This window comes from Pseudoselenomonas ruminantium, from assembly GCF_900104055.1.
GTDB classification, from domain to species: domain Bacteria; phylum Bacillota; class Negativicutes; order Selenomonadales; family Selenomonadaceae; genus Selenomonas_A; species Selenomonas_A ruminantium_C.
In genome coordinates, this window is record NZ_FNJQ01000019.1 from 47,126 (window position 1) to 65,948 (window position 18,823).

Annotated in this window: 13 protein-coding genes, 4 tRNA genes and 1 pseudogene; 16 read left to right on the top strand and 2 right to left on the bottom strand. The window is 52.0% G+C overall.

The features are described from left to right. The first annotated feature begins 2 nt into the window (after positions 1–2). The 5 genes from BLQ59_RS09060 (at position 3) to BLQ59_RS09080 (ending at position 5,706) form a co-directional block, all read left to right on the top strand. Positions 3–443: a rod-binding protein gene (locus BLQ59_RS09060; RefSeq protein WP_074572592.1), complete on the top strand. Its 441-nt coding sequence runs from the start codon at positions 3–5 to the stop codon at positions 441–443. A gap of 77 nt (positions 444–520) precedes the next feature. Beyond that, positions 521–2,023, top strand: a complete 1,503-nt coding sequence (locus tag BLQ59_RS09065) for a phosphodiester glycosidase family protein (protein WP_074572594.1) — start codon at positions 521–523, stop codon at positions 2,021–2,023. 90 nt (positions 2,024–2,113) lie between these two features. Next, a complete protein-coding gene (locus BLQ59_RS09070) occupies positions 2,114–4,198 on the top strand; it encodes a SpoIVB peptidase S55 domain-containing protein (protein ID WP_074572596.1) in 2,085 nt (694 codons plus the stop codon). Positions 4,199–4,298: 100 nt separating this feature from the next. Next, entirely contained in the window at positions 4,299–5,564 is a 1,266-nt protein-coding gene (murA, locus tag BLQ59_RS09075; RefSeq protein WP_074572597.1) for a UDP-N-acetylglucosamine 1-carboxyvinyltransferase, read from the top strand. 65 nt (positions 5,565–5,629) lie between these two features. Beyond that, positions 5,630–5,706, top strand: a tRNA-Arg gene (locus tag BLQ59_RS09080). A gap of 110 nt (positions 5,707–5,816) precedes the next feature. On the opposite strand, the gene BLQ59_RS09085 is transcribed toward BLQ59_RS09080, so the two are convergent. Further along, positions 5,817–6,203, bottom strand: coding sequence for a hypothetical protein (locus tag BLQ59_RS09085; RefSeq protein WP_074572598.1), 387 nt, complete (start codon positions 6,201–6,203; stop codon positions 5,817–5,819). 426 nt (positions 6,204–6,629) lie between these two features. Here BLQ59_RS09085 and BLQ59_RS09090 point away from each other — a divergent pair, with 426 nt between their 5' ends. The 4 genes from BLQ59_RS09090 (at position 6,630) to BLQ59_RS09105 (ending at position 8,442) form a co-directional block, all read left to right on the top strand. Continuing rightward, positions 6,630–8,120, top strand: coding sequence for an oligopeptide:H+ symporter (locus tag BLQ59_RS09090; RefSeq protein WP_074572600.1), 1,491 nt, complete (start codon positions 6,630–6,632; stop codon positions 8,118–8,120). Between the two features lie 74 nt (positions 8,121–8,194). Further along, positions 8,195–8,272, top strand: a tRNA-Arg gene (locus BLQ59_RS09095). Between the two features lie 13 nt (positions 8,273–8,285). After that, positions 8,286–8,362 (top strand) — tRNA-Val (locus BLQ59_RS09100). A 3-nt stretch (positions 8,363–8,365) separates the two neighbouring features. Further along, positions 8,366–8,442: transfer RNA gene (locus BLQ59_RS09105), tRNA-Val, on the top strand. 102 nt (positions 8,443–8,544) lie between these two features. Here the strand turns inward: BLQ59_RS09105 and BLQ59_RS09110 are convergent. Beyond that, entirely contained in the window at positions 8,545–9,195 is a 651-nt protein-coding gene (locus BLQ59_RS09110) for a Crp/Fnr family transcriptional regulator (protein WP_074572601.1), read from the bottom strand. Between the two features lie 161 nt (positions 9,196–9,356). Here BLQ59_RS09110 and BLQ59_RS09115 point away from each other — a divergent pair, with 161 nt between their 5' ends. The 7 genes and pseudogenes from BLQ59_RS09115 to BLQ59_RS09145 form a co-directional block, all read left to right on the top strand. Next, positions 9,357–10,637 carry an NCS2 family permease gene (locus tag BLQ59_RS09115; protein WP_074572603.1) on the top strand — a complete coding sequence of 427 codons (1,281 nt, stop codon included), beginning with the start codon at positions 9,357–9,359 and terminating at the stop codon, positions 10,635–10,637. 174 nt (positions 10,638–10,811) lie between these two features. Next, complete coding sequence (locus BLQ59_RS09120) at positions 10,812–12,497, top strand: two-component system response regulator (RefSeq protein ID WP_176756768.1); 1,686 nt, start codon at positions 10,812–10,814, stop codon at positions 12,495–12,497. Then, a complete protein-coding gene (locus BLQ59_RS09125) occupies positions 12,490–13,131 on the top strand; it encodes an HAD family hydrolase (protein ID WP_074572608.1) in 642 nt (213 codons plus the stop codon). The genes BLQ59_RS09120 and BLQ59_RS09125 overlap by 8 nt, the downstream gene beginning before the upstream one ends. A 195-nt stretch (positions 13,132–13,326) precedes the next feature. Continuing rightward, positions 13,327–14,991, top strand: a complete 1,665-nt coding sequence (locus tag BLQ59_RS09130) for a PTS lactose transporter subunit IIBC (protein WP_074572610.1) — start codon at positions 13,327–13,329, stop codon at positions 14,989–14,991. Between the two features lie 109 nt (positions 14,992–15,100). Next, on the top strand, positions 15,101–16,534 hold the full coding sequence (locus tag BLQ59_RS09135; RefSeq protein ID WP_074572611.1) for an S-layer homology domain-containing protein: 1,434 nt from the start codon (positions 15,101–15,103) through the stop codon (positions 16,532–16,534). Positions 16,535–16,572: 38 nt separating this feature from the next. Further along, positions 16,573–18,426: a glycosyl hydrolase 53 family protein gene (locus tag BLQ59_RS09140; protein ID WP_081342522.1), complete on the top strand. Its 1,854-nt coding sequence runs from the start codon at positions 16,573–16,575 to the stop codon at positions 18,424–18,426. 174 nt (positions 18,427–18,600) lie between these two features. Then, a pseudogene (locus BLQ59_RS09145) lies at positions 18,601–18,823 on the top strand (recombinase family protein); the annotation flags it as partial.

Below are 18,823 nucleotides of genomic sequence, written 5' to 3' on the forward strand. Positions count from 1 at the left end.
GAATGCATATAGCACCTTTGACAGCGCAGGGGATAAGTGCCGGCGCCAACAATAACTATGATGCGGCGCAGTCCGCAGCGGAGTCGGCGAAGTTTGCCGATGTACTGAAGGAACTGCAGGGACGTGTGGACAAGGCGCAGAAAAGCGGTGATGCCAAGTCCGTGCAGGAAGCGGCAGAGATGGCCAAGCGGGACAAGGAACTTAAAAAGGCCTGTGAGGGCTTTGAAGCCATGTTCCTCAATATGATGTACCGCCAGATGCGAGCGACTGTGCCGGAGAATAGTCTGTTTGGCGAGTCGCACGGCGAGAAGATATTCAAGGATATGCGGGATGATGAATTGATGAAACAGGTGGCAGCGGGCGGCGGTATCGGCATTGCGGATATGATGTATAAGCAGCTCAAGCCGCAAGTTGTGAAGCAAAGTCAAAATGTGGTAAAATAGATTAGGCTGAGGCGGTTGTGTCAACCGCCTCTCTATTTTTGGCATGAAAGTTACAACTATATGAGGAGGTATTTGACTTGTTCTATAAATCAAGAAAAATAACTGCTTTACTGCTGGCATTGTCGTTACTGGGACTACCGGTGGCTGAGGCTGCGGATTTGAATTCGGTACGCTATCACAGTGGGGCGGAGCATGACCGGATCGTGTTTGACTGGTCAGAAATGCCCCGTTATAATGTGACGGTTTCAGCGGACAAGAAGCTGCTGACCATTGATTTCTTCAATGCGGATAAGCGGGCAATCAACAAGGAGGCCTTTTCGAGCAGCCGCATTGAATCGGTGGATTATACAACGCGGAATGGGCATTTACTGGTAAGCATGAAGCTGAAAAGCGGGCTGGGCTATAAGGTCGAGAAATTAGGCAATCCGGCACGGGTGTTCGTGGATATCCTGCCGGAAACCATGGTGCATAATGGCAGCAGTGCAGCGCAGAAGAAACCGACAGGCGTGGTAAGAAAGCCTGCGGGCACGGTCAAACCGTCAGCATCAGATGCGCGCAATATGATGCCGCTGAACTTTGATGGCCTCTATACGGAGATGATGGCGCCGGGGATTGCCAAGCGGCAGTATGTCTATTGGGATGATGCCGGGAAGATTTCGGCTTATTTTGTGGAGGCGGACAAGAATCTCTACACCATCAAGCCGGTGCTGGCAAAAGGCAGGATCCCAGGATTGCAGACTACCAGCGGGATGTCGGATATGACGGATGCGGTGGCGGCAGTCAATGCCACTTATTTTGCCGGCAATGGCGATGCCATCGGCATGGTCAAGATAGATGGGGATATGGCTGGCACGACTTATTTCCGCCGTACGGCTATCGGGATGAATGCCAGTGGCCAGCCGTTTATGGGGCCGGTAACCTATAGCGGACATGTGACGCTGGGGGATGTGACACTGCCCGTGTCCGGTGTGGACTGCGAGCGCGGCGCCAATAACCTCACGATCTACAATCATTGGTATGGCCCCAGGACACGTACGAATGAGTATGGCATGGAGTATACCGTGGTGAATGGGGAAGTGACGGCCATCCATACGGGCAATTCAGTGATTCCGAAGGACGGCATGGTGATTTCCGTGCATGGTTCGTCCGCCGAGGCTTTTGCCGGTGTGCAGGTGGGGGACCGGGCAGAGATCGATCAGGAAATGGGAGCACGCTGGAATCAGGCCGTAGATATCATGGGCGCTGGTCCGCGGCTGGTGCAGAATGGTCAGGTTTCCGTGACGGCCGGGGATGAACAGTTCCCTGGCGATATCCGCTATGGACGGGCACCTCGCAGCGCAGTGGCCATCCTCAAGAATGGCAATTATCTGTTCGGCGTGGTGGATGGCCGCCAGTCCTCCAGCCGGGGGTTGACATTGACCGATTGGGCAAAGCTCCTGGTGAAGATGGGCGCCAAAGACGCAATGAACCTGGATGGCGGTGGCTCCAGTGCGCTGGTTATCGGTGGTCAGCTGCAGAACTCCCCCAGCGATGGTTCTGAGCGGTATGTGGGCAGTGCACTGATTATCACGAAAAAATAATTTTGACATAGGACTTTGTGCCTATGGTAAAACATCTTGGCGGGCGTTATAATGAGAAGATGGACAAATATAGAACTGCAAATGAGGTGAATGATTTTGCGTAGATATATAAGGAAAATGGTGGCAGCAGGTCTGGCGGGAATGATGATGTCTGCCCCGGCTACAGGATTGGCCATGGATCCCATCATGCCCCATAGTCAGGTGACCGGCGGCATGGTGGGCACTGCATATACCGTTGTGGACAGCAGCGGCGAGCTCAAGGATTTCCAGGTGGATATCGTAGGCAATATGGACAATGGCAAGGGTTCCCAGCCCATGATCATGGCCAAGGCCTCTGGTCCGGTGATCGAACAGACCGGCGGTATCCTGCAGGGGATGAGCGGCAGCCCTGTCTATGTGGATGGATATCTGATCGGCGCTGTGGCAGCCGGAATCAAGGGCATGACGCCGTACACCTTCTTTATCACGCCCATCGATGAGATGACACCGCTTTGGTCTATGCCGGACCGAAAGAACAAGACAAAACTTTCTACTATAAATATCAAGAGGGCGGCAGAGAAGCGGGAGCAGGAAGCCAAGGAGAAGAAAAAGCAGCAGGAAGAGCGGGCTAAAGCTGGCGATAAGAAGGTCTATGGTGATGAGTTGTTAGACCGGGCCCGGGCAGCAGTCAAGGCTGACAAGGATAAGGGAAAAGAGAAGCCGGCAGCTGCGAAAGCAGGCGAAAAGGCAGCAGAGAAAACTGCAGAACCTGCCAAGGTTGCAGTGGAAACGGTAAAAAAAGAAGTAACCAAGACAGAGAAAGCATCTAAGGCAGCCAAGGCCAAAAAGGCGAAGAAGGATAAGCCTGTTAAGACAGCACTGAAATCTGAGCCGAAGGATGTCATGTATTTTTCTGGTTTCAATCAGGCAGGGCTGGACTTCCTGAAACGTCAGCTTGATCCGCAGGACAGTTATACTTTCCTGCCCATGGGAGCACCTACGAGTGCAGAAATGGGCAGAACTGTCTACAATGCCAGCCTCGTTCCAGGGGCGGCAGTGGGCGTAGCGGTGGCCTATGGTGATTTTGCTGTTGGAGCTACCGGCACGGTGACGGCTGTGGATGGAGATAATATCCTGGCCTTTGGTCACCCCTTCCTGCATCGTGGCAATGTGAACTATTTCATGACGGATGCCACGGTGGTAGGTACGATCAGCGGTCAGAGCAATGGCATGAAGGTGGCCAATATCGGCAACATCATCGGCCGCATCAAGCAGGACCGGGCAACGGGCATTTCCGGTACTTTGGGTGAGTTTCCTTCGGTGGTGCCAATCAAGGTCAATGTCCGGGATAATTCCCTGGCCCGTAATGTCAACTACGGTGCCCGGATTGCCTATGATGAGGACTTCCTGCCGCAGCTTTCGGGTGGCATTGCTTATGCAGCCCTTTCCAAGACCAGTGACAACCTGAGTGGCAGCACGGCCAAGGTGGGGTTCAAGATCCGTACTGATGCGGTGGAGAAGGGCGTAGTGTCCCGGGACAATATGTTCTATAACACCGCCGATGTGGGGCAGATTGCCATGGCAGAACTCATACAGGCAGTGAGTACCATCTGCCAGAACACCGATAAGGAGTCGGACATCATCGATGTACAGGTGAATATCACTGTAGATGATGGCCGCAAGACGGCGTCGATTGTTTCGGCTGTGCCGGACAAGAAAAAAGTGAAACCCGGTGATACGGTGAAGTTCACGACTACGATCAAACCGTATCGCAAGTCTCAGGAAACTTTGATCATTCCCTACACGGTGCCCGAGGCCCAGCCGGCAGGCACCCTGAATCTGGACATCCGCGGCGGCGGATTGACGCCGGTGACTTCACTGATGCTTCTGCAGCAGGCAGGTGTGGATGTGACTACGGAAGCTGAGAGCAAGCTGACAACTGCAGCGAAGCTGCAGAAATTGGAAAAAGCTGGCCGCAACAATGAAATCGTCATTGCGCCCGGCGCCGTACAGGTACCGGCCAGCAAGACGGCAATCCTGCAGGCCAAGCGTGACGCTGCCCGCAAGAGCAGGGAAAAGGTCAGCAATCTGGATAAACTAGGCAAGCAGCCGGCAACACCTGGTGAGACGAAATTTACCACCAGCTACATCATTGACAATGTAATCCATTCTACGCTGACCGTAGAACGGGACTGATGGTAAAAGTGCGACTCCCCTATTGTAAAGACTGGCGGTTAATGGTAAACTATTGGTTGGTGCTTTTAAAAGCGCGACTACTAGGAGGATAAAGAACTTAATGGAAAAGTTGATTATACACGGGGGACGCCCCTTAAAAGGGCGCGTAAAAATCAGCGGGGCCAAGAATGCTGTTCTGCCCATCATTGCAGCAACGCTCTTGGGACAAGATAGGGAAAGTCTTCTGGACGAAGTTCCAGCCTTGGAAGACGTACATACCATTACCGAAGTCCTGAAAAAATTAGGGGTAAAAGCAGACTTCGACGAGGAAAAGCATCAGCTGCGCGTGGACAGCACGGTGATTGGCAGCTGCGAGGCACCTTATGATCTGGTGCGTAAGATGCGGGCATCTTTTTTGATCATGGGGCCGCTCTTGGCGCGTTGCGGACAGGCGAAGATTTCCCTGCCCGGCGGCTGTGCTATCGGCACCCGTCCAATCGACCTGCATTTGAAGGGGTTTGAAGCACTGGGCGCTAAGATCAAGATCGGTCATGGCTTTATCGAAGCCACGGCCCCGGAAGGCCTCAAGGGTACGAAAATCTATCTGGATTTCCCCAGCGTAGGGGCTACGGAAAATATCCTGATGGCTGCTTCCATGGCCGAAGGTGTTACTGTGTTGGAAAATCCGGCACAGGAACCGGAAATCGTGGATCTGGCCAATTACCTCAACGTGATGGGGGCGAAAATCCGCGGTGCGGGTACCAATGTCATCAAGATTGAGGGTGTGCCCAAGCTCGTGGGGCGTGATTACACGATCATCCCTGACCGCATCGAAGCTGGTACCTACATGGTGGCCGCAGCGATGACGCAGGGTGATGTCTATATCGAGAATGCAATCAGCGAACATCTGAAACCTGTCATTGCCAAGCTCAAGGAAGCTGGCGTGAACATCGAAGAGGATGTGGATGGTATCCGCGTGACCTGTGACAAGCGCACGAAGGCTGTGGATATCAAGACCATGCCTTATCCCGGCTTCCCGACGGATATGCAGGCTCAGTTCATGGCGATGCTGGCCATTTCCGAAGGCACGGGTATGGTGACGGAAACGGTATTCGAAAACCGCTTCATGCATGTGGACGAACTCAAACGCATGGGTTCCAATATCAAGATTGACGGCCGCACTTCCGTGGTGGAAGGGGTGGATACCCTTACGGGCTGTCAGGTGAAGGCTACCGACCTTCGTGCCGGTGCTGCTATGGTATTGGCTGGTCTTGTAGCTGAGGGGGAAACTCAGGTGGGCTATATCCATCATATCGACCGTGGCTACGACAATCTCGTACAGAAATTAGTAGGCTTAGGCGCAGACATCTGCCGCCGGGAGTCCTGAAAATAGCAAAGAGGCCTTGCGGCCTCTTTATTTTTTTCGCATATTCTGCTATAATACTAGATGTTGCGGTTGTAGCTCAGTTGGATAGAGCGTCCGCCTCCTAAGCGGCAGGTCGCGCGTTCGAATCGCGCCAATCGCACCAGATATATGCAAAAGACGCCCGGTGACGGGTAATATTTTCCTTCATTTTGACAAGTTTGCCAAACGTTACGGAAAACATTACCCGTCACCGGGCTTAATTTATGCTTTGGCTTACTCAATCGGGCAGGAATGTGCTTCGCCGCCTCTTTCTGCCTGGTGCTTGCCCTCGAACAGGGCTTCGCTGACTTTGCGCATCAGCTCATCCTGTTCTGCTGCGGCCGAGAAAATCACCTTGTTCTCCGGCGCGGTGCTTTCGTTTTCGAGCTCCGTGATGGAAAGCTGCAATCGATGACTTTTGTCCTTGCGGAAGGAATAATTCATCCGGGTGGCCAGCCATTCCGTGATCATTTCGATGTTCTGGAAGGATGCGACCTTGTTGTAATCCTTGTAAACTTCTGCTGCCAGTCCGGCGGCTTTTTTTTTGTCGCTGGTCACGCCTACCAGTGAGAACGTTGTGGATTCGCCTTCCGTGACAAGGCTGTTGATGATATAAAGCATGTCAAAACCTTCTCTTTCTTTACAGAATCATGCTTCTATTGTAGCAGATAAAGATTTGCTGTCAAATTGTGTAAAGTTTGTTTCACGGACAAATGTAGTATTGTGTGTATACATAGCGTGGACATAAGGGCTGAATGTATATCTTATATTACATGTTTACATTTGCAAATATTTTTTTGTGTTATTTTTCTTGCACAACCATCACTTATAAAGTATATATGATAGACTTTGAAAATTTGCTTGCATAAAAAGGACATATGTCTTTGTTTTGCAGAGGGGAAAAATGTATAGTTGTCCATGTAACAGTTTTTACACATTGCGTCGCTTTGCAGATACTTTTATTTATGCTATAATGTCTACTCGTAACAAACATTGCAATGATGCGATGCTGTGTGTATGTATTTTCGAGAAGTTAGGAGAATGATTATGGTAGAAACGCAACCTGTAAATCGCAAAAAAGCGTTTAATATGCTTTTCTTCCTGGAATTCTGGGAGCGGTTTGGTTTTTACGGTCTGCAGGCTGTGCTGGCAGGTTTCTTTGTTAAGAGCCTGGGCATGGAAGATGCAGAGTCCTTTGTAGTATTTGGTGCATTCAGCGCCATGGTATATGGTTATGTATCCATCGGCGGTTTCCTGGGCGATAAGGTGCTGGGAACTCAGCGTACGATCACTTTGGGGGCCGTGGTGCTCATGATCGGTTACTTCATGATGGGCATGGCTGGTACCAATAAGGATATGGTGTTCCTGGCTCTGGGTGCTATTGCCTGCGGTAATGGTATCTTCAAGGCGAACCCGTCCTCACTGCTTTCCAAGCTCTATGAAGGGGCAGAGGAAGAACTGGACAGTGCGTTCACCATGTATTATATGGCCGTGAACATCGGTTCCTTCATCTCCATGCTGCTGGTGCCGATCATCGGTGCACAGTATGGTCTGGATCTGGGCTTCATGATCTGCGCTATGGGCCTGGTCCTGGCTATTGGTGGTTTCATCAGCTTCCGTTATCTGGTACGGGGCATTGACTCCCCGGCTGGTGCGGAGAAGCTTTCCGTTACGAAGCTGGCTGTGGTTATCGCTGGCGTGGTCGCAATGACCTTCATTTCCAGCTGGCTCCTTTCGCATCTGTCCGTAGCTCATTGGCTGCTGCTGATCATCGGCATCCTGGTATACGGCGTATTCTTCAAGATGATCATCCAGTCCAAGGGCGCAACCCGCAGCCATATGATTGCGGCCATGATCCTGATCGTGGAAGCTATCGTGTTCTTCACGCTTTACAATCAGATGCCGACGTCCCTGAACTTCTTTGCCATCAAGAACGTGGAGCACAGCATCATGGGCATCAATATTCCCGATGCGCAGGTGTTCCAGACACTCAATCCGTTCTGGATCATGCTGGCCAGCCCTGTCCTGGCATTCATGTATTCCCGTTTTGGCAGCCAGGGCAAGGACCTGTCCATGCCGGCTAAGTTTGCACTGGGCATGCTGTTGACGGCAGGTTCCTTCTTAGTAGTAGGTTTCTCTGCTAACTTTGCCAGCGAAGGCGGTATCGTTTCTGCCTGGTGGCTGGTTGGTTCTTACTTCCTGAGCTCCATCGGCGAGCTCCTGATCAGTGGTCTTGGCTTGTCCATGATTTCCAAACTCGTGCCGCAGAAGCTGATTGGCTTCCTGATGGGTGCCTGGTTCCTGACCACGGCTATTTCCTCCATCATCGGTGGCTGGGTGGCAAGCCTCACGGCTGTGCCGAAGGATGTTACGGATCCTGTCCTGACGTTGGGCGTATATTCTGACGTCTTCACGCAGATTGGTCTCGTAACCCTGGGGGTGACGGTTGTTATGGCCGCTACGGTGCCGCTCCTCAACAAACTCATCAACAAGCAGGATGAGGAAGAGGTTACGGCAGAACCTGCTTTGGAAAAATAATTTTTCAATAGGTATTGACACATGCTTTCGCAATCGCTATAATAATATATGTTGATTGCGGAAGCAATTATCGTGACTCAGTAGCTCAGTTGGATTAGAGTATTTGACTACGAATCAAAGGGTCGGGGGTTCGAGTCCCTCCTGGGTCACCATTTTTTTTATAATGGGGTTATAGCTCAGTTGGTTAGAGTGTCTCGTTGACATCGAGGAGGTCACAGATTCGAATTCTGTTAACCCCACCATTTGCTCGCCTAGCTCAGTTGGCTAGAGCATCTCCGTCACATGGAGGGGGTCTGGGGTTCGAATCCCTAGGCGAGCACCAGATAGAGATATGCAGGAAATTTATCAGTTTGATAAGTTTCCTGTTTTTGTATATATGCGGTTCATGAAAAAATCCCGCCGTTAGCGGCGGGGTTTTTCATATTCACTCGTCCACAAAGGAGTCCTTGAGGGCCTGCTGCTGTTCTTTGTTCATGGTGATTTTGCCATGGAGCAGGGTGATGAGCCCTGCTTCTTTTAATTTGAGTACGCCGCGGTTGACGGTCTTCACGCTGGTGCCGATGTCGTCGGCAATCTGCTGGCGGCTCGTGTGCAGGATGAAGAGGTCGGTTTCGATATCGCCGAGGCGTTTCAAGAGATAGCTGTGCAGGCGTTCGAGGCTCGGCAGGAATTTGATGCGCCCTGCTTCATTGGAGGTGGGATACATCTTGGCAGCCAACATACGGGCGACGGCTACGGCGAATTCGTTGTCCAGATGCATCCACTGGATGAAGGTTTCGGCGCGCATGGCGATGACCTCGCAGGTGCTGTCCGCTTCGTTGGTGGCGGCATAGACGCTCTTGCCGGCCAGCACGTCCAGGTCGCCGATGATGTCAGCTTCGCCCAGGGCGGCAAAGGTATAGCGCTGCCCGCTGGCGAATTCGTTGCTGACGCGGGTGCTGCCCCGGGTGATCAGGTAGACGTGTTTGGCATCCTCGCCTTTGCGCACGATGGTCTCGCCGTTCATATAGGTCCTGTGGGTGGTCTGGCGCCGGATTTCCTCTGGCATATGGGACAGGATGAAATCTAAATCCATAGTCGATATCCTTTCTGTAGTGAGCTGAAAATTTTATTCATTTATTATATAGCATTTTTTTATGGAAAAAAAGGACATATTTGGACGAATGTCCTTTTTTTTTATGGGGTAAATAGATACAATGGTTGTGAAATGATAAAAATGAAGGGAGAGTGCGAAGCATGCGGAATTTGTTTGGTCATGCCCTGAACCATCCTAAGGTTTGGCAACGGGAGATTGTGTCTGGCATTACAGCATTTTTTGCAATCTCTTATATCATAATCGTCAATCCCCTGATCCTGGCGGATGCGGGTATTCCGGTGGAATTGTCCGTCTTTGCCACGATCTTTTCTTCGGTGATTGGCTGCCTGCTGATGGCCTTTGTGGCCAATGCCCCGATTGTACTTACCCCTGGCATGGGGATAAATGCCTTCTTTACTTACACGATCTGTGTGCAGATGGGGCTCAGCTGGCATGAGGCGCTGGCGATTTCTTTGCTGTCCGGTGTGATCTTTGCGCTGGTGGCTTGTACGCCTTTGGCGGGCAAGCTCAGCCGGGCGGTGCCGCCTTCGCTGAAATGTGCGATTACCGTTGGCATCGGCCTGTTCCTCGTGGAGATCGGTCTGGAGAAAGCCCAGCTGATCCGCCGGGGCACGAATTCGATCATCGAACTGGGATCGCTGACCAATCCTGCGGCACTGCTGGCCATCTTTGGCCTGATCCTGAGCCTGGGGCTGTATCTGCGGAATGTGATGGGCAGTTTCTTTATTGCCATCATAGCCACCAGTGTGCTGGGGTATTTCCTGGGTGTCAGTGAAGCCAGCCAGATCAGCGTGAATCTGGCATCGGTCAGCGATTATCCGCAGCTTCTGCTGCAGGCGGATTTTTCCCGGTTGCTGAGCATTCCCTTCTTGCTGGCAGTCTTTTCCATGTCGATGATCATGGTCTTTGAAACCATGGGGCTGCTCGAAGGCATCCTGCCCAATCAGGCCAAGTTTGCGAAGACCTTCAAGGGGTCGGCTATCACGACGATTCTTTCCAGTGTGATGGGCACGAGTCCGACGGTGGCGGCAGCGGAGAGCGCAGCCGGCATTGCCAGTGGCGGGCGCACGGGACTGATGGCGCTGACAGCGTCTGTCCTGTTTATTCTTTCTTTGTTCTTCATTCCCCTGCTTGCATATGTGCCGGCGGCAGCGATTGCCCCGGTAATCATCATCACGGGAGCCATGATGATGCAGCAGCTTAAATATATGACGTTTGACGATTTTTCCGAGTGGTTCCCGGCATTTCTGGTGGTGGTGCTGATTCCTCTTTCGGGCAGTATTTCGACTGGCCTGGCATTCGGCTTCGCCGCCTACCCCCTCCTGAAATTCCTGAGCGGCAATGGACGTGAGGTTCATGCGCTCAGCTATGTTCTGGGCTTTCTTTTCCTCTTGAATCTTGTTTTCCAGGCAAGGTTCTAGAATTTACATAAAGCTTTTGGCAAAAGGCTCTATTTTGTTCCTGCAAGACAAAATAGAGCCTTTTGCTTTGCAGGATTTTTCTCTGTACCTGTAGTATAATATAGTTAGTATACCTATGGGCGGAATACAAACTCACACAGTAAAGAAGGCGATATTGTGGATGAAAAAACTGTGATGTTAATCGTAGATGACGTGGAAATAAACCGGGTGGTGCTGACTCAGTTTTTCCAGGATGATTATGAGATCATCGAGGCCGAGAATGGCCAGGAGGCCCTGCAGGCCATTGCCGAAAACAAGGTCGGCATCGTGCTGGTGGACCTGGTCATGCCGGTCATGGATGGCTTTCAGGTGCTGGCGTTCATGAAACAGAACAGCCAGTATGCGGGCATCCCTGTGGTGGTCATGACGGCCAACAATGATGGGGATAGCGAGGCGCGGGCTATGGAGATGGGGGCGGCTGATTTCATCACCAAACCTTATAATCCGACTATCGTGCGCTGCCGCATCCGGAATGTCATGGCGCGGGAGGAAAATGAGTGGCGTCGGGCTGCTCAGGCGGCGCAGAACCGCCAGCTGGCCGAGATGCATCAATATGTGGAACGGGATGCCCTGACGGGAATCTACAACCGGGAGGCCTTCTATCGGAAGGCTTCGGAGCGGATGCAGGCGCACTATCAGATTGAGCATAGCATTGTCTATATGGATATCAGCTGTTTCAAGGTGGTCAATGATCTGTTCCGCATTGAGACGGGGAACCTGGTCCTGAAGACGGCGGCTTATTATCTGGATATCTTCGCCGGTGAGGATGGTATCTGTGCCCGTATTGAGGCCGACCATTTCGCGCTGTGCATGCCGTCGGCCAAACTGGATATGGATAAATTGATTGCCGGACTGGACAGCACCATACAGTCCCTGGGCATCAGCCACAATGTGCTTTTCTATGCGGGTGTCTATCCGGTGGATAATGCCTTCCTGCCGGTGGATCAGATGTGTGACCGCGCCCATATGGCCCTCAACCGCATCAAAGGAAAGTATATGCCGCGCTATATTTTCTATGATAAGGCCATGCGGGACCAGATGATTGAGGAGCAGATGATCGTCCGCAATATGGAATATGCACTGGAGCAGCGGCAGTTCTTCATTCAGCTGCAGCCGGTGTACGGCCTGCAGGAAAAGCGAGTCATTGCAGCGGAAGCGCTGGTGCGCTGGAATTATCCCAAGGGCATGATTATGCCCGGCAAATTCATTCCGGTCTTTGAAAAGAACGGTTTTATCGTGCGGCTGGACCGCTTTGTCTGGGAAGAAGCCTGCAGGGTGTTGCGCTCGCAGCTTGATGCGGGCATCAAGCCGGTGCCGATTTCCGTCAACGTGTCCCGACTGAATTTCTTCAGCCAGGATCTGTTGGCCTTCCTGCAGGGACTAGTGAAGAAATATGAACTGCATCCGAAACTGTTGAAGCTGGAAATCACGGAAAGTGCTTATATGGAAAACCCCCATCAGCTCATGGCCATCGTACGGGCCTTCCGGGGCAATGGCTTCCCGGTCATGATGGACGACTTCGGCAGCGGCTTTTCGTCGCTGTCCATGCTCAAGGACCTGCCGGTGGATGTCTTGAAGATCGATATGGCCTTTGTGCAGGAAGTGGATAAATCCAGCCGTGCCGGGGCGATCATGGAGACCATCGTGGAACTGGGCAAGCGCCTCAACATGGATGTGGTCGTGGAAGGCGTGGAGACCAGAGAACAGCTGGAATTCCTGGAGCGCATAGGCTGCCTGGAAGTTCAGGGATATTATTTTTCCAAGCCTTTGGATGTAGACACGTTCAAAGGTTTGATAGCGAGGAGTCAAGATTTTGATTGAAAAAAAAGCCGTTATCTTTGATATGGATGGGGTAATCATCGACAGTGAACCCATCCACAGCCGGGTGAAAATGGATACATTTGCCCACTTTGGACTTCCCTTTGATGAAGCGGATTTGGTCCACTATATGGGACGCACGAGCCGGGTGATATTCGAAGACACCTTGCAGAAGCATGGCCGTACGGACGTCACGGCTGCTGATATGGCCGCCTATAAGCATGACCACTATCTGGAGGTGCTGGAAAGCGGTGAGATTGAGCCGGTACCGGGTTCGGTGGAGTTCATCCAAAGGCTGCATGCCGCAGGCATTCCACTGGCGCTGGCCACGTCGTCCAATGTACGCGCCATGAATGCGGTGTTGGATAACTTTGGCATCCGGCAGTATTTCACCTCCATCCTTTCCGGCGGCGAACTGCCCGAAAGCAAGCCGCATCCGGCCATCTACCTGATCAGCGCCCAGCGTCTGGGCGTGAAGCCGGAGGACTGCATGGTGGTGGAGGATACCACTAACGGTATCCGGGCGGCCAAGGCCGCCGGCATGTACTGCGTGGCCTACCGGAATCCGAATTCCGGCGAGCAGGACCTGTCCCTGGCTGATGAGATAGTGGATGATTTTCGTAAAATAAATGTGTAATTAGTGACATATGTCTCTTGACAGCACTGCCCTCTTTGGCGACAATAGGAGGGCAGTGTTTTTTTACGTGGAAATGTAATGAAAACATTTTCAAAACGTGAAAACACGCTGAAACGATTTTCCTCTATACTATAACCATAGCAAGGGAGAACCGGGCAAGGGGTTCTCAATCAGAGAGAAAGAAAGGGAATCATCATGGAAAAACTCATCAAGATGGTAGAGACCATGAAGCCTTTGTTTGAAAAGGTTTCCAACAACATCTACCTGCGGGCGATCCGGGACGGTTTTGTAAGCTGCATACCGGTAATCCTGTTCTCGTCGCTGTTTATTCTGGTGGCTTGTGTGCCGGAAATATTCGACTACAAATGGCCGGAAAAGATCAGCACGGTACTCTGGCAGGCTTATAACTACAGCATGGGCATGCTGGGCATCCTGATGGTGGCGACCATCGCCAAGAGCCTGACGGACAGCATCAATACCAAGATGCCGAAATTGCGGCAGATCAATGACGTATCGGTTATGATCGTCTCCATCATCTGCTTGCTGCTGCTGGCGGTTGCTCCTGTGGAAGGGGGCATCTCCACGGAATTCATGGGCACGAAAGGTTTGCTCTCCGCTTTTGTCGTCGCTTTTACTGTTCCGAATATTTACAAGTTTTTCGTAAAGCGCAATATTACCATCAAACTTCCGGACGAAGTTCCTCACTATATCGCTCAGACCTTCGCTGACCTCATCCCCCTGTCGGTCGCGGTCATGGTTTACTGGGTATTTGGTATCGTCTTCAAAGAGGCAACGGGCATGATGTTCGGCGCCTGGATCCTGGAAGTTTTCAAACCCCTCTTTGTGGCGGCTGATGGTTATATCGGCCTGGCAATCATCTATGGCGCTATGGCGATGTTCTGGTTCGTCGGTATCCATGGGCCCTCCATCGTGGAACCGGCCGTGACCGCAATCTACATTGCCAATATCGAAGCGAACCTGCAGATTGTCAGTGCCGGTGGCCATGCCACGAATATCCTGACGCATCCGACGTCTTACTTTGTCGCTACATTGGGCGGCACGGGCGCAACCCTGATGTTCTGCGCCATGTGCGCCTTTATCGCAAAATCCAAGCAGCTCCGCGCCGTAGGCCGGGCATCCATCGTGCCCGTGACCTTCGCCGTCAACGAACCGATCATCTTCGGTGCCCCCATCGTGTTGAATCCGGTACTCTTCTTCCCCTTTGTGTTGACGCCAATCCTCAATGTATGGGTGTTCAAATTCTTCGTTGACAATCTGGGCATGAATGCCTTCACTTACATCCTGCCGTGGACTACCCCCGCGCCCATCGGCTTGATCGTTGGCACAGGTTTTGCCCAGCTGGCCTTCATTCTGGCTCCGCTGCTGCTCGTCATGGATGCCGTGATGTACTATCCGTTCTTCCGCGTCTATGATGCCCAGCTGGTGGAAAGGGAAAAAGCCGGCGTGACGGACGAAGCCGTTGAAGAAGCTGCTCCGGCTGAGGAAGCCGCACCTGTTGTGGCCGCTGCAGAAGTGCCGGAAGATGAAAAGCGCGTCCTGGTTCTCTGCGCTTCCGGTGCCACGAGCTCCATGCTGGCCAAGGCCATCACCAAAGGCGCTGAGCAGCGCCATGCACCGGTCGAATCCATTGCCATGGCTTACGGCCAGCACAAGGACATCATCACGGACTTCGATCTGATTGTCCTGGCGCCGCAGATGGCTTCCATGTATGATGAGCTCAAGAACGACTGCGAGGCCAAGGGTGTCAAGAGTGCAACCACCAGCGGCCGGGAATACGTAGGCTTGACGCGTGATCCGGACAAGGCTTTGGATTTCGCCCTGGCTTTGATGGCACATTAACAATTCAGTAGGATATCAACTCCTGCTGCCAGCTGTATGGCAACAGTGGCAGCAGGAGTATTTTTATACGCAAAATTACAGAAGATTAGAAATTTTAGGAGGAATTGTCATGAAGAAATCCGCTCTTGCTGCCGCTGTTCTGGCAGCTACGACCATCAGCACCACGGCCTTTGCCGCACAGAATCCCTTCAAGGACCTGCCGGAAGGCCATTGGGCCTATGATGCCGTCACCATGCTCGCCGAGGATGGCGTGCTGGAAGGCTACGGCGATGGTACGTTCAAGGGGGCTAAGACCGTGAACCGCTATGAAATGGCGCAGATTGTAGCCAAAGCCATGGAGAAGTACGACAGTGCCCAACCGCAGGACAAAGGTGCCATCAATAAATTGAAAAAAGAATTTGCAGCGGAGCTCAAGGATATGGATGTGCGGCTGTCCAATGTGGAACAGGAAATCAATGCCATCAAGAGCAAACAGTCCAATATAAAAATATTTGGCGATGTCCGATTCCGTTATGCGGAAAACATTAAAGGAAATTATTATAAAAGACTAAATGTAGCCGGAATGGATGCTGATACGAAAAAGCATTTGGACAAGAAGGAAAAAGTAGCACCGACTCGTTTCCGTATTGGCATGTGGGGAGAGCCTGCTCCCAATCTGTCGTTCAATGCGCGGTTGAAGCTGGAGCATGAGACCAACCGCAGTGATGCGGATAAAGACCATGGACTGGGCAGTGATAACCATGGTAATGTTACCCTGGATCGGGCCGAAGTGAATTGGTCCGCGAAAAATGGTTTCCGGATTGACGCTGGCCGCATGGAGAAAAACCTTGGACAGGGCCTTATCTGGTGGGAAAATGGTATCGATGGTTTCGCGGTAAATAAGACCTTCGGCCCGAAAATGGATGCCATGTTTGGCTGGGGCGATATCACGGCAGAAAACTGGGGTCAGGGAAAAGATAAGTGGATGCCAGGGTTCTTTGCCAATGTATCCGTACGGCCGAGCAGTGCTACGACCATTACCGTGTCCCACTTGAACGCGAAAATGGATGCGCAGCTCTGGAATCCTTCTGTCAACGACTGGGGCTGGATTAATTTCTATGGCAAAGCAGTGGATTATAAACTGAACCAGACTGCGGTGGGCTTCAACACCAAACTTTCCCCGCGTGTTACCTGGATCGCAGAGGGGATTGTCAACAATGTGGCCATGACGGGCAAAGACCAGAACAAGCATGGCTTCTGGACGCGCGTGGTCTATGGCAATCTCGACTGGATGAAGAAAAACACGTGGCATACGTATGTGGAATACGCAGCATTGGGCAACTATGCAGTGGATTCCTCGGGTTGGGGCCATCATATGGACTTTGCCGGTGGTAATGGTTATGGCGGCGACGCCGGCGGCTGCCGTGGCTATGGCTTGGGATTCAGCTACATGCTGGCGCCGCAGGCAAATCTGGAACTCAACTGGCATCGCATGAAGACCTATAATACGAAATATGGCACGTATGACAATATGCTGTTGTCGGGACTCATTTTCAGCTTCTAAAGGAACAGGGCAAACAGGTTGCAGGAGGAGAAGATAGTATGAAGAACGCAAGGCTTAAATCTTTGGTATTTGGAGCGCTGGCAGCAGGAGCCGTATCGTTGTTTCCGTTTACGGCTGAGGCAGCCGTGCAGGTCAATCCCATTCCCAATCTCAGCGCGGATTTCATCAAGGGTGCGGATGTATCCATGCTGCCGGAGTTGGAATCATTGGGGGGCAAATTCTACGATATGGATGGCACGGAGATGGATGAGCTGGCCCTCATGAAAAAATATGGCATCAACTGGATCCGTCTGCGCATCTGGAACAATCCGGACCATGCCAATGGCGGCGGCTATACGACGGCAGAGCGGGCGCTTGCCATGACTAAGCGTGCCCATGAGCTGGGCATGAAGGTGCTCATTGACTTCCATTACAGTGACTTCTGGGCAGATCCGGGCAAGCAGTATGTGCCCAAGGCATGGGAGAAGCAGACGGCTTCGCAGGTGAGCAAGAGCGTCTATAACTACACGAAAAAAGTGCTGGGTGATTTCAAAAAGGCAGGCCACTTGCCGGAAATGGTGCAGGTGGGTAATGAAATCACCAATGGCATGATCTGGCCGCTGGGGAAACTGCCGTCCAATGACAATGGCAAGACCTTGGCATCCTTTGTGGCCAGCGGTCTCAAGGCTGTCCATGAAACAGATCCTAACATCAGGACCATGATCCATATCGACAAAGGTGGGGATAATGCAGCTTCGCAGAATTTCTACAATCAGCTGATCAAGGATAACGGCGTCAATGACTTCGATATCATCGGTTTGTCCTACTATCCCTTCTGGCATGGCAATATGGATGCGATGCGGGCCAATATCAACGATCTGGCTGCCCGCTATGGCAAGGATGTCGTGATTGTGGAAACGGCCTTTGGCTATACCAATGAGAACTTTGACAAGACGAAGAACCCCTATGATGCGCAGGCTGAACTCGTGGGCGGCTTCCGCTCCACGGTACAGGGACAGGCAACGGGCCTCAGGACTGTTATGCAGAGCCTGGCGGATGTGCCGAACGGCAAGGGCATCGGCATGTTCTATTGGGAGCCGGATTGGTATGCCGTGCCCGGGGCTGGCGCCTTCAAGGATATGGGCGATGAATGGGATAACCTTGTGATGTTCGACAACAAAGGCAAGGCGTTGGAGTCCTGGAAGGTGTTCAACGATGTGAGCAATCAGAGCCTGCCGACCATCAAGCCGACCTTCAAGGAAGTGGACGATGTGACGGGCGAAGCCGGCAAGGGCGTGCCGGCCAAGCTGCCGGTCAAGACAAGGGTGACCTTCTCGGATGATCATGCAGAGAATCTGGAGATTAGCTGGGATAACCCTGCGCCAGTATTCGAGCAGGCTGGGGATTATACGGTCAAGGGCAGCGTTACGGTCGATGGCAAGAAACATCCGGTTACGGGGCTAATATCCGTCATCGACAAGGTGAATTTGTTCAAGAACGGCAATTTCGAGCAGGCCCAGAATCTGGATGGCTGGACGATTACCGGCGATAAGGTGCTCGATGTGGTGACCAAGGGCGGCGATGCCCTCGACACCAGCGCCATGCACTATTGGAGCGACAAGGCCTTCAAATTCACGGCCAGCCAGGAATTCACGGGCCTTGCGGATGGCAGGTACACCGTAGCCGTGTCCACCCAGGGCGGCGGCGGCCAGAGCAAATACCAGCTCACCGCTGCGACCAGTGCGGGCACGCAGTCTGTGGATATCAAGGACACGAAATGGAACGAGTGGCATACGTTCACCATCAAGGATGTGGAAGTCAAGGACGGCAAATGCACCGTGGCTGTGACCATGGAAGCAGCTCCGGGAACCTGGGGCTCACTAGATAACTTCGAATTCTATAAGCAGAAATAAATAGGCTCAAGGGGCTGCTGTACGTGCGAAACGTGCAGCAGCCCTGTTTTTGGGTTGAGAAGATAGCCGGATAAAAGGTATAATATAGTGCAATGATTCATTAAAAATATTAAATTAAAATTCATATTTTATACAATATATGGTATAATCAAGCCAAGGAAGGAGGATTGTATCATGTTAGCCAAAGATGTGCTCCGTGTCCTTGGAATAACACGCCCTACACTGACCAAGTATGTCAAAACTGGCATAATCCGAGTGACTGTCCTGCCCAACAAGCGTTATGACTACAATGAAGAAGATGTGTACGGCTTTTTGAATAAGGACATGAAGCGGAAAACATTTATTTACGCTCGTGTATCGACAGCCAAGCAGAAGCCAGACCTTGAAAATCAGATTT

Excerpts from the sequence above, each read along its gene's own strand:
- BLQ59_RS09120 (WP_176756768.1), top strand. The coding sequence starts at position 10,812 with ATGTTAATCGTAGATGACGTGGAAATAAACCGGGTGGTGCTGACTCAG.
- BLQ59_RS09115 (WP_074572603.1), top strand. The coding sequence starts at position 9,357 with ATGCGGAATTTGTTTGGTCATGCCCTGAACCATCCTAAGGTTTGGCAA.
- BLQ59_RS09060 (WP_074572592.1), top strand. The coding sequence starts at position 3 with ATGCATATAGCACCTTTGACAGCGCAGGGGATAAGTGCCGGCGCCAAC.
- BLQ59_RS09085 (WP_074572598.1), bottom strand. The coding sequence starts at position 6,203 with ATGCTTTATATCATCAACAGCCTTGTCACGGAAGGCGAATCCACAACG.
- BLQ59_RS09110 (WP_074572601.1), bottom strand. The coding sequence starts at position 9,195 with ATGGATTTAGATTTCATCCTGTCCCATATGCCAGAGGAAATCCGGCGC.
- BLQ59_RS09135 (WP_074572611.1), top strand. The coding sequence starts at position 15,101 with ATGAAGAAATCCGCTCTTGCTGCCGCTGTTCTGGCAGCTACGACCATC.
- BLQ59_RS09090 (WP_074572600.1), top strand. The coding sequence starts at position 6,630 with ATGGTAGAAACGCAACCTGTAAATCGCAAAAAAGCGTTTAATATGCTT.
- murA (WP_074572597.1), top strand. The coding sequence starts at position 4,299 with ATGGAAAAGTTGATTATACACGGGGGACGCCCCTTAAAAGGGCGCGTA.
- BLQ59_RS09140 (WP_081342522.1), top strand. The coding sequence starts at position 16,573 with ATGAAGAACGCAAGGCTTAAATCTTTGGTATTTGGAGCGCTGGCAGCA.
- BLQ59_RS09070 (WP_074572596.1), top strand. The coding sequence starts at position 2,114 with ATGATTTTGCGTAGATATATAAGGAAAATGGTGGCAGCAGGTCTGGCG.
- BLQ59_RS09130 (WP_074572610.1), top strand. The coding sequence starts at position 13,327 with ATGGAAAAACTCATCAAGATGGTAGAGACCATGAAGCCTTTGTTTGAA.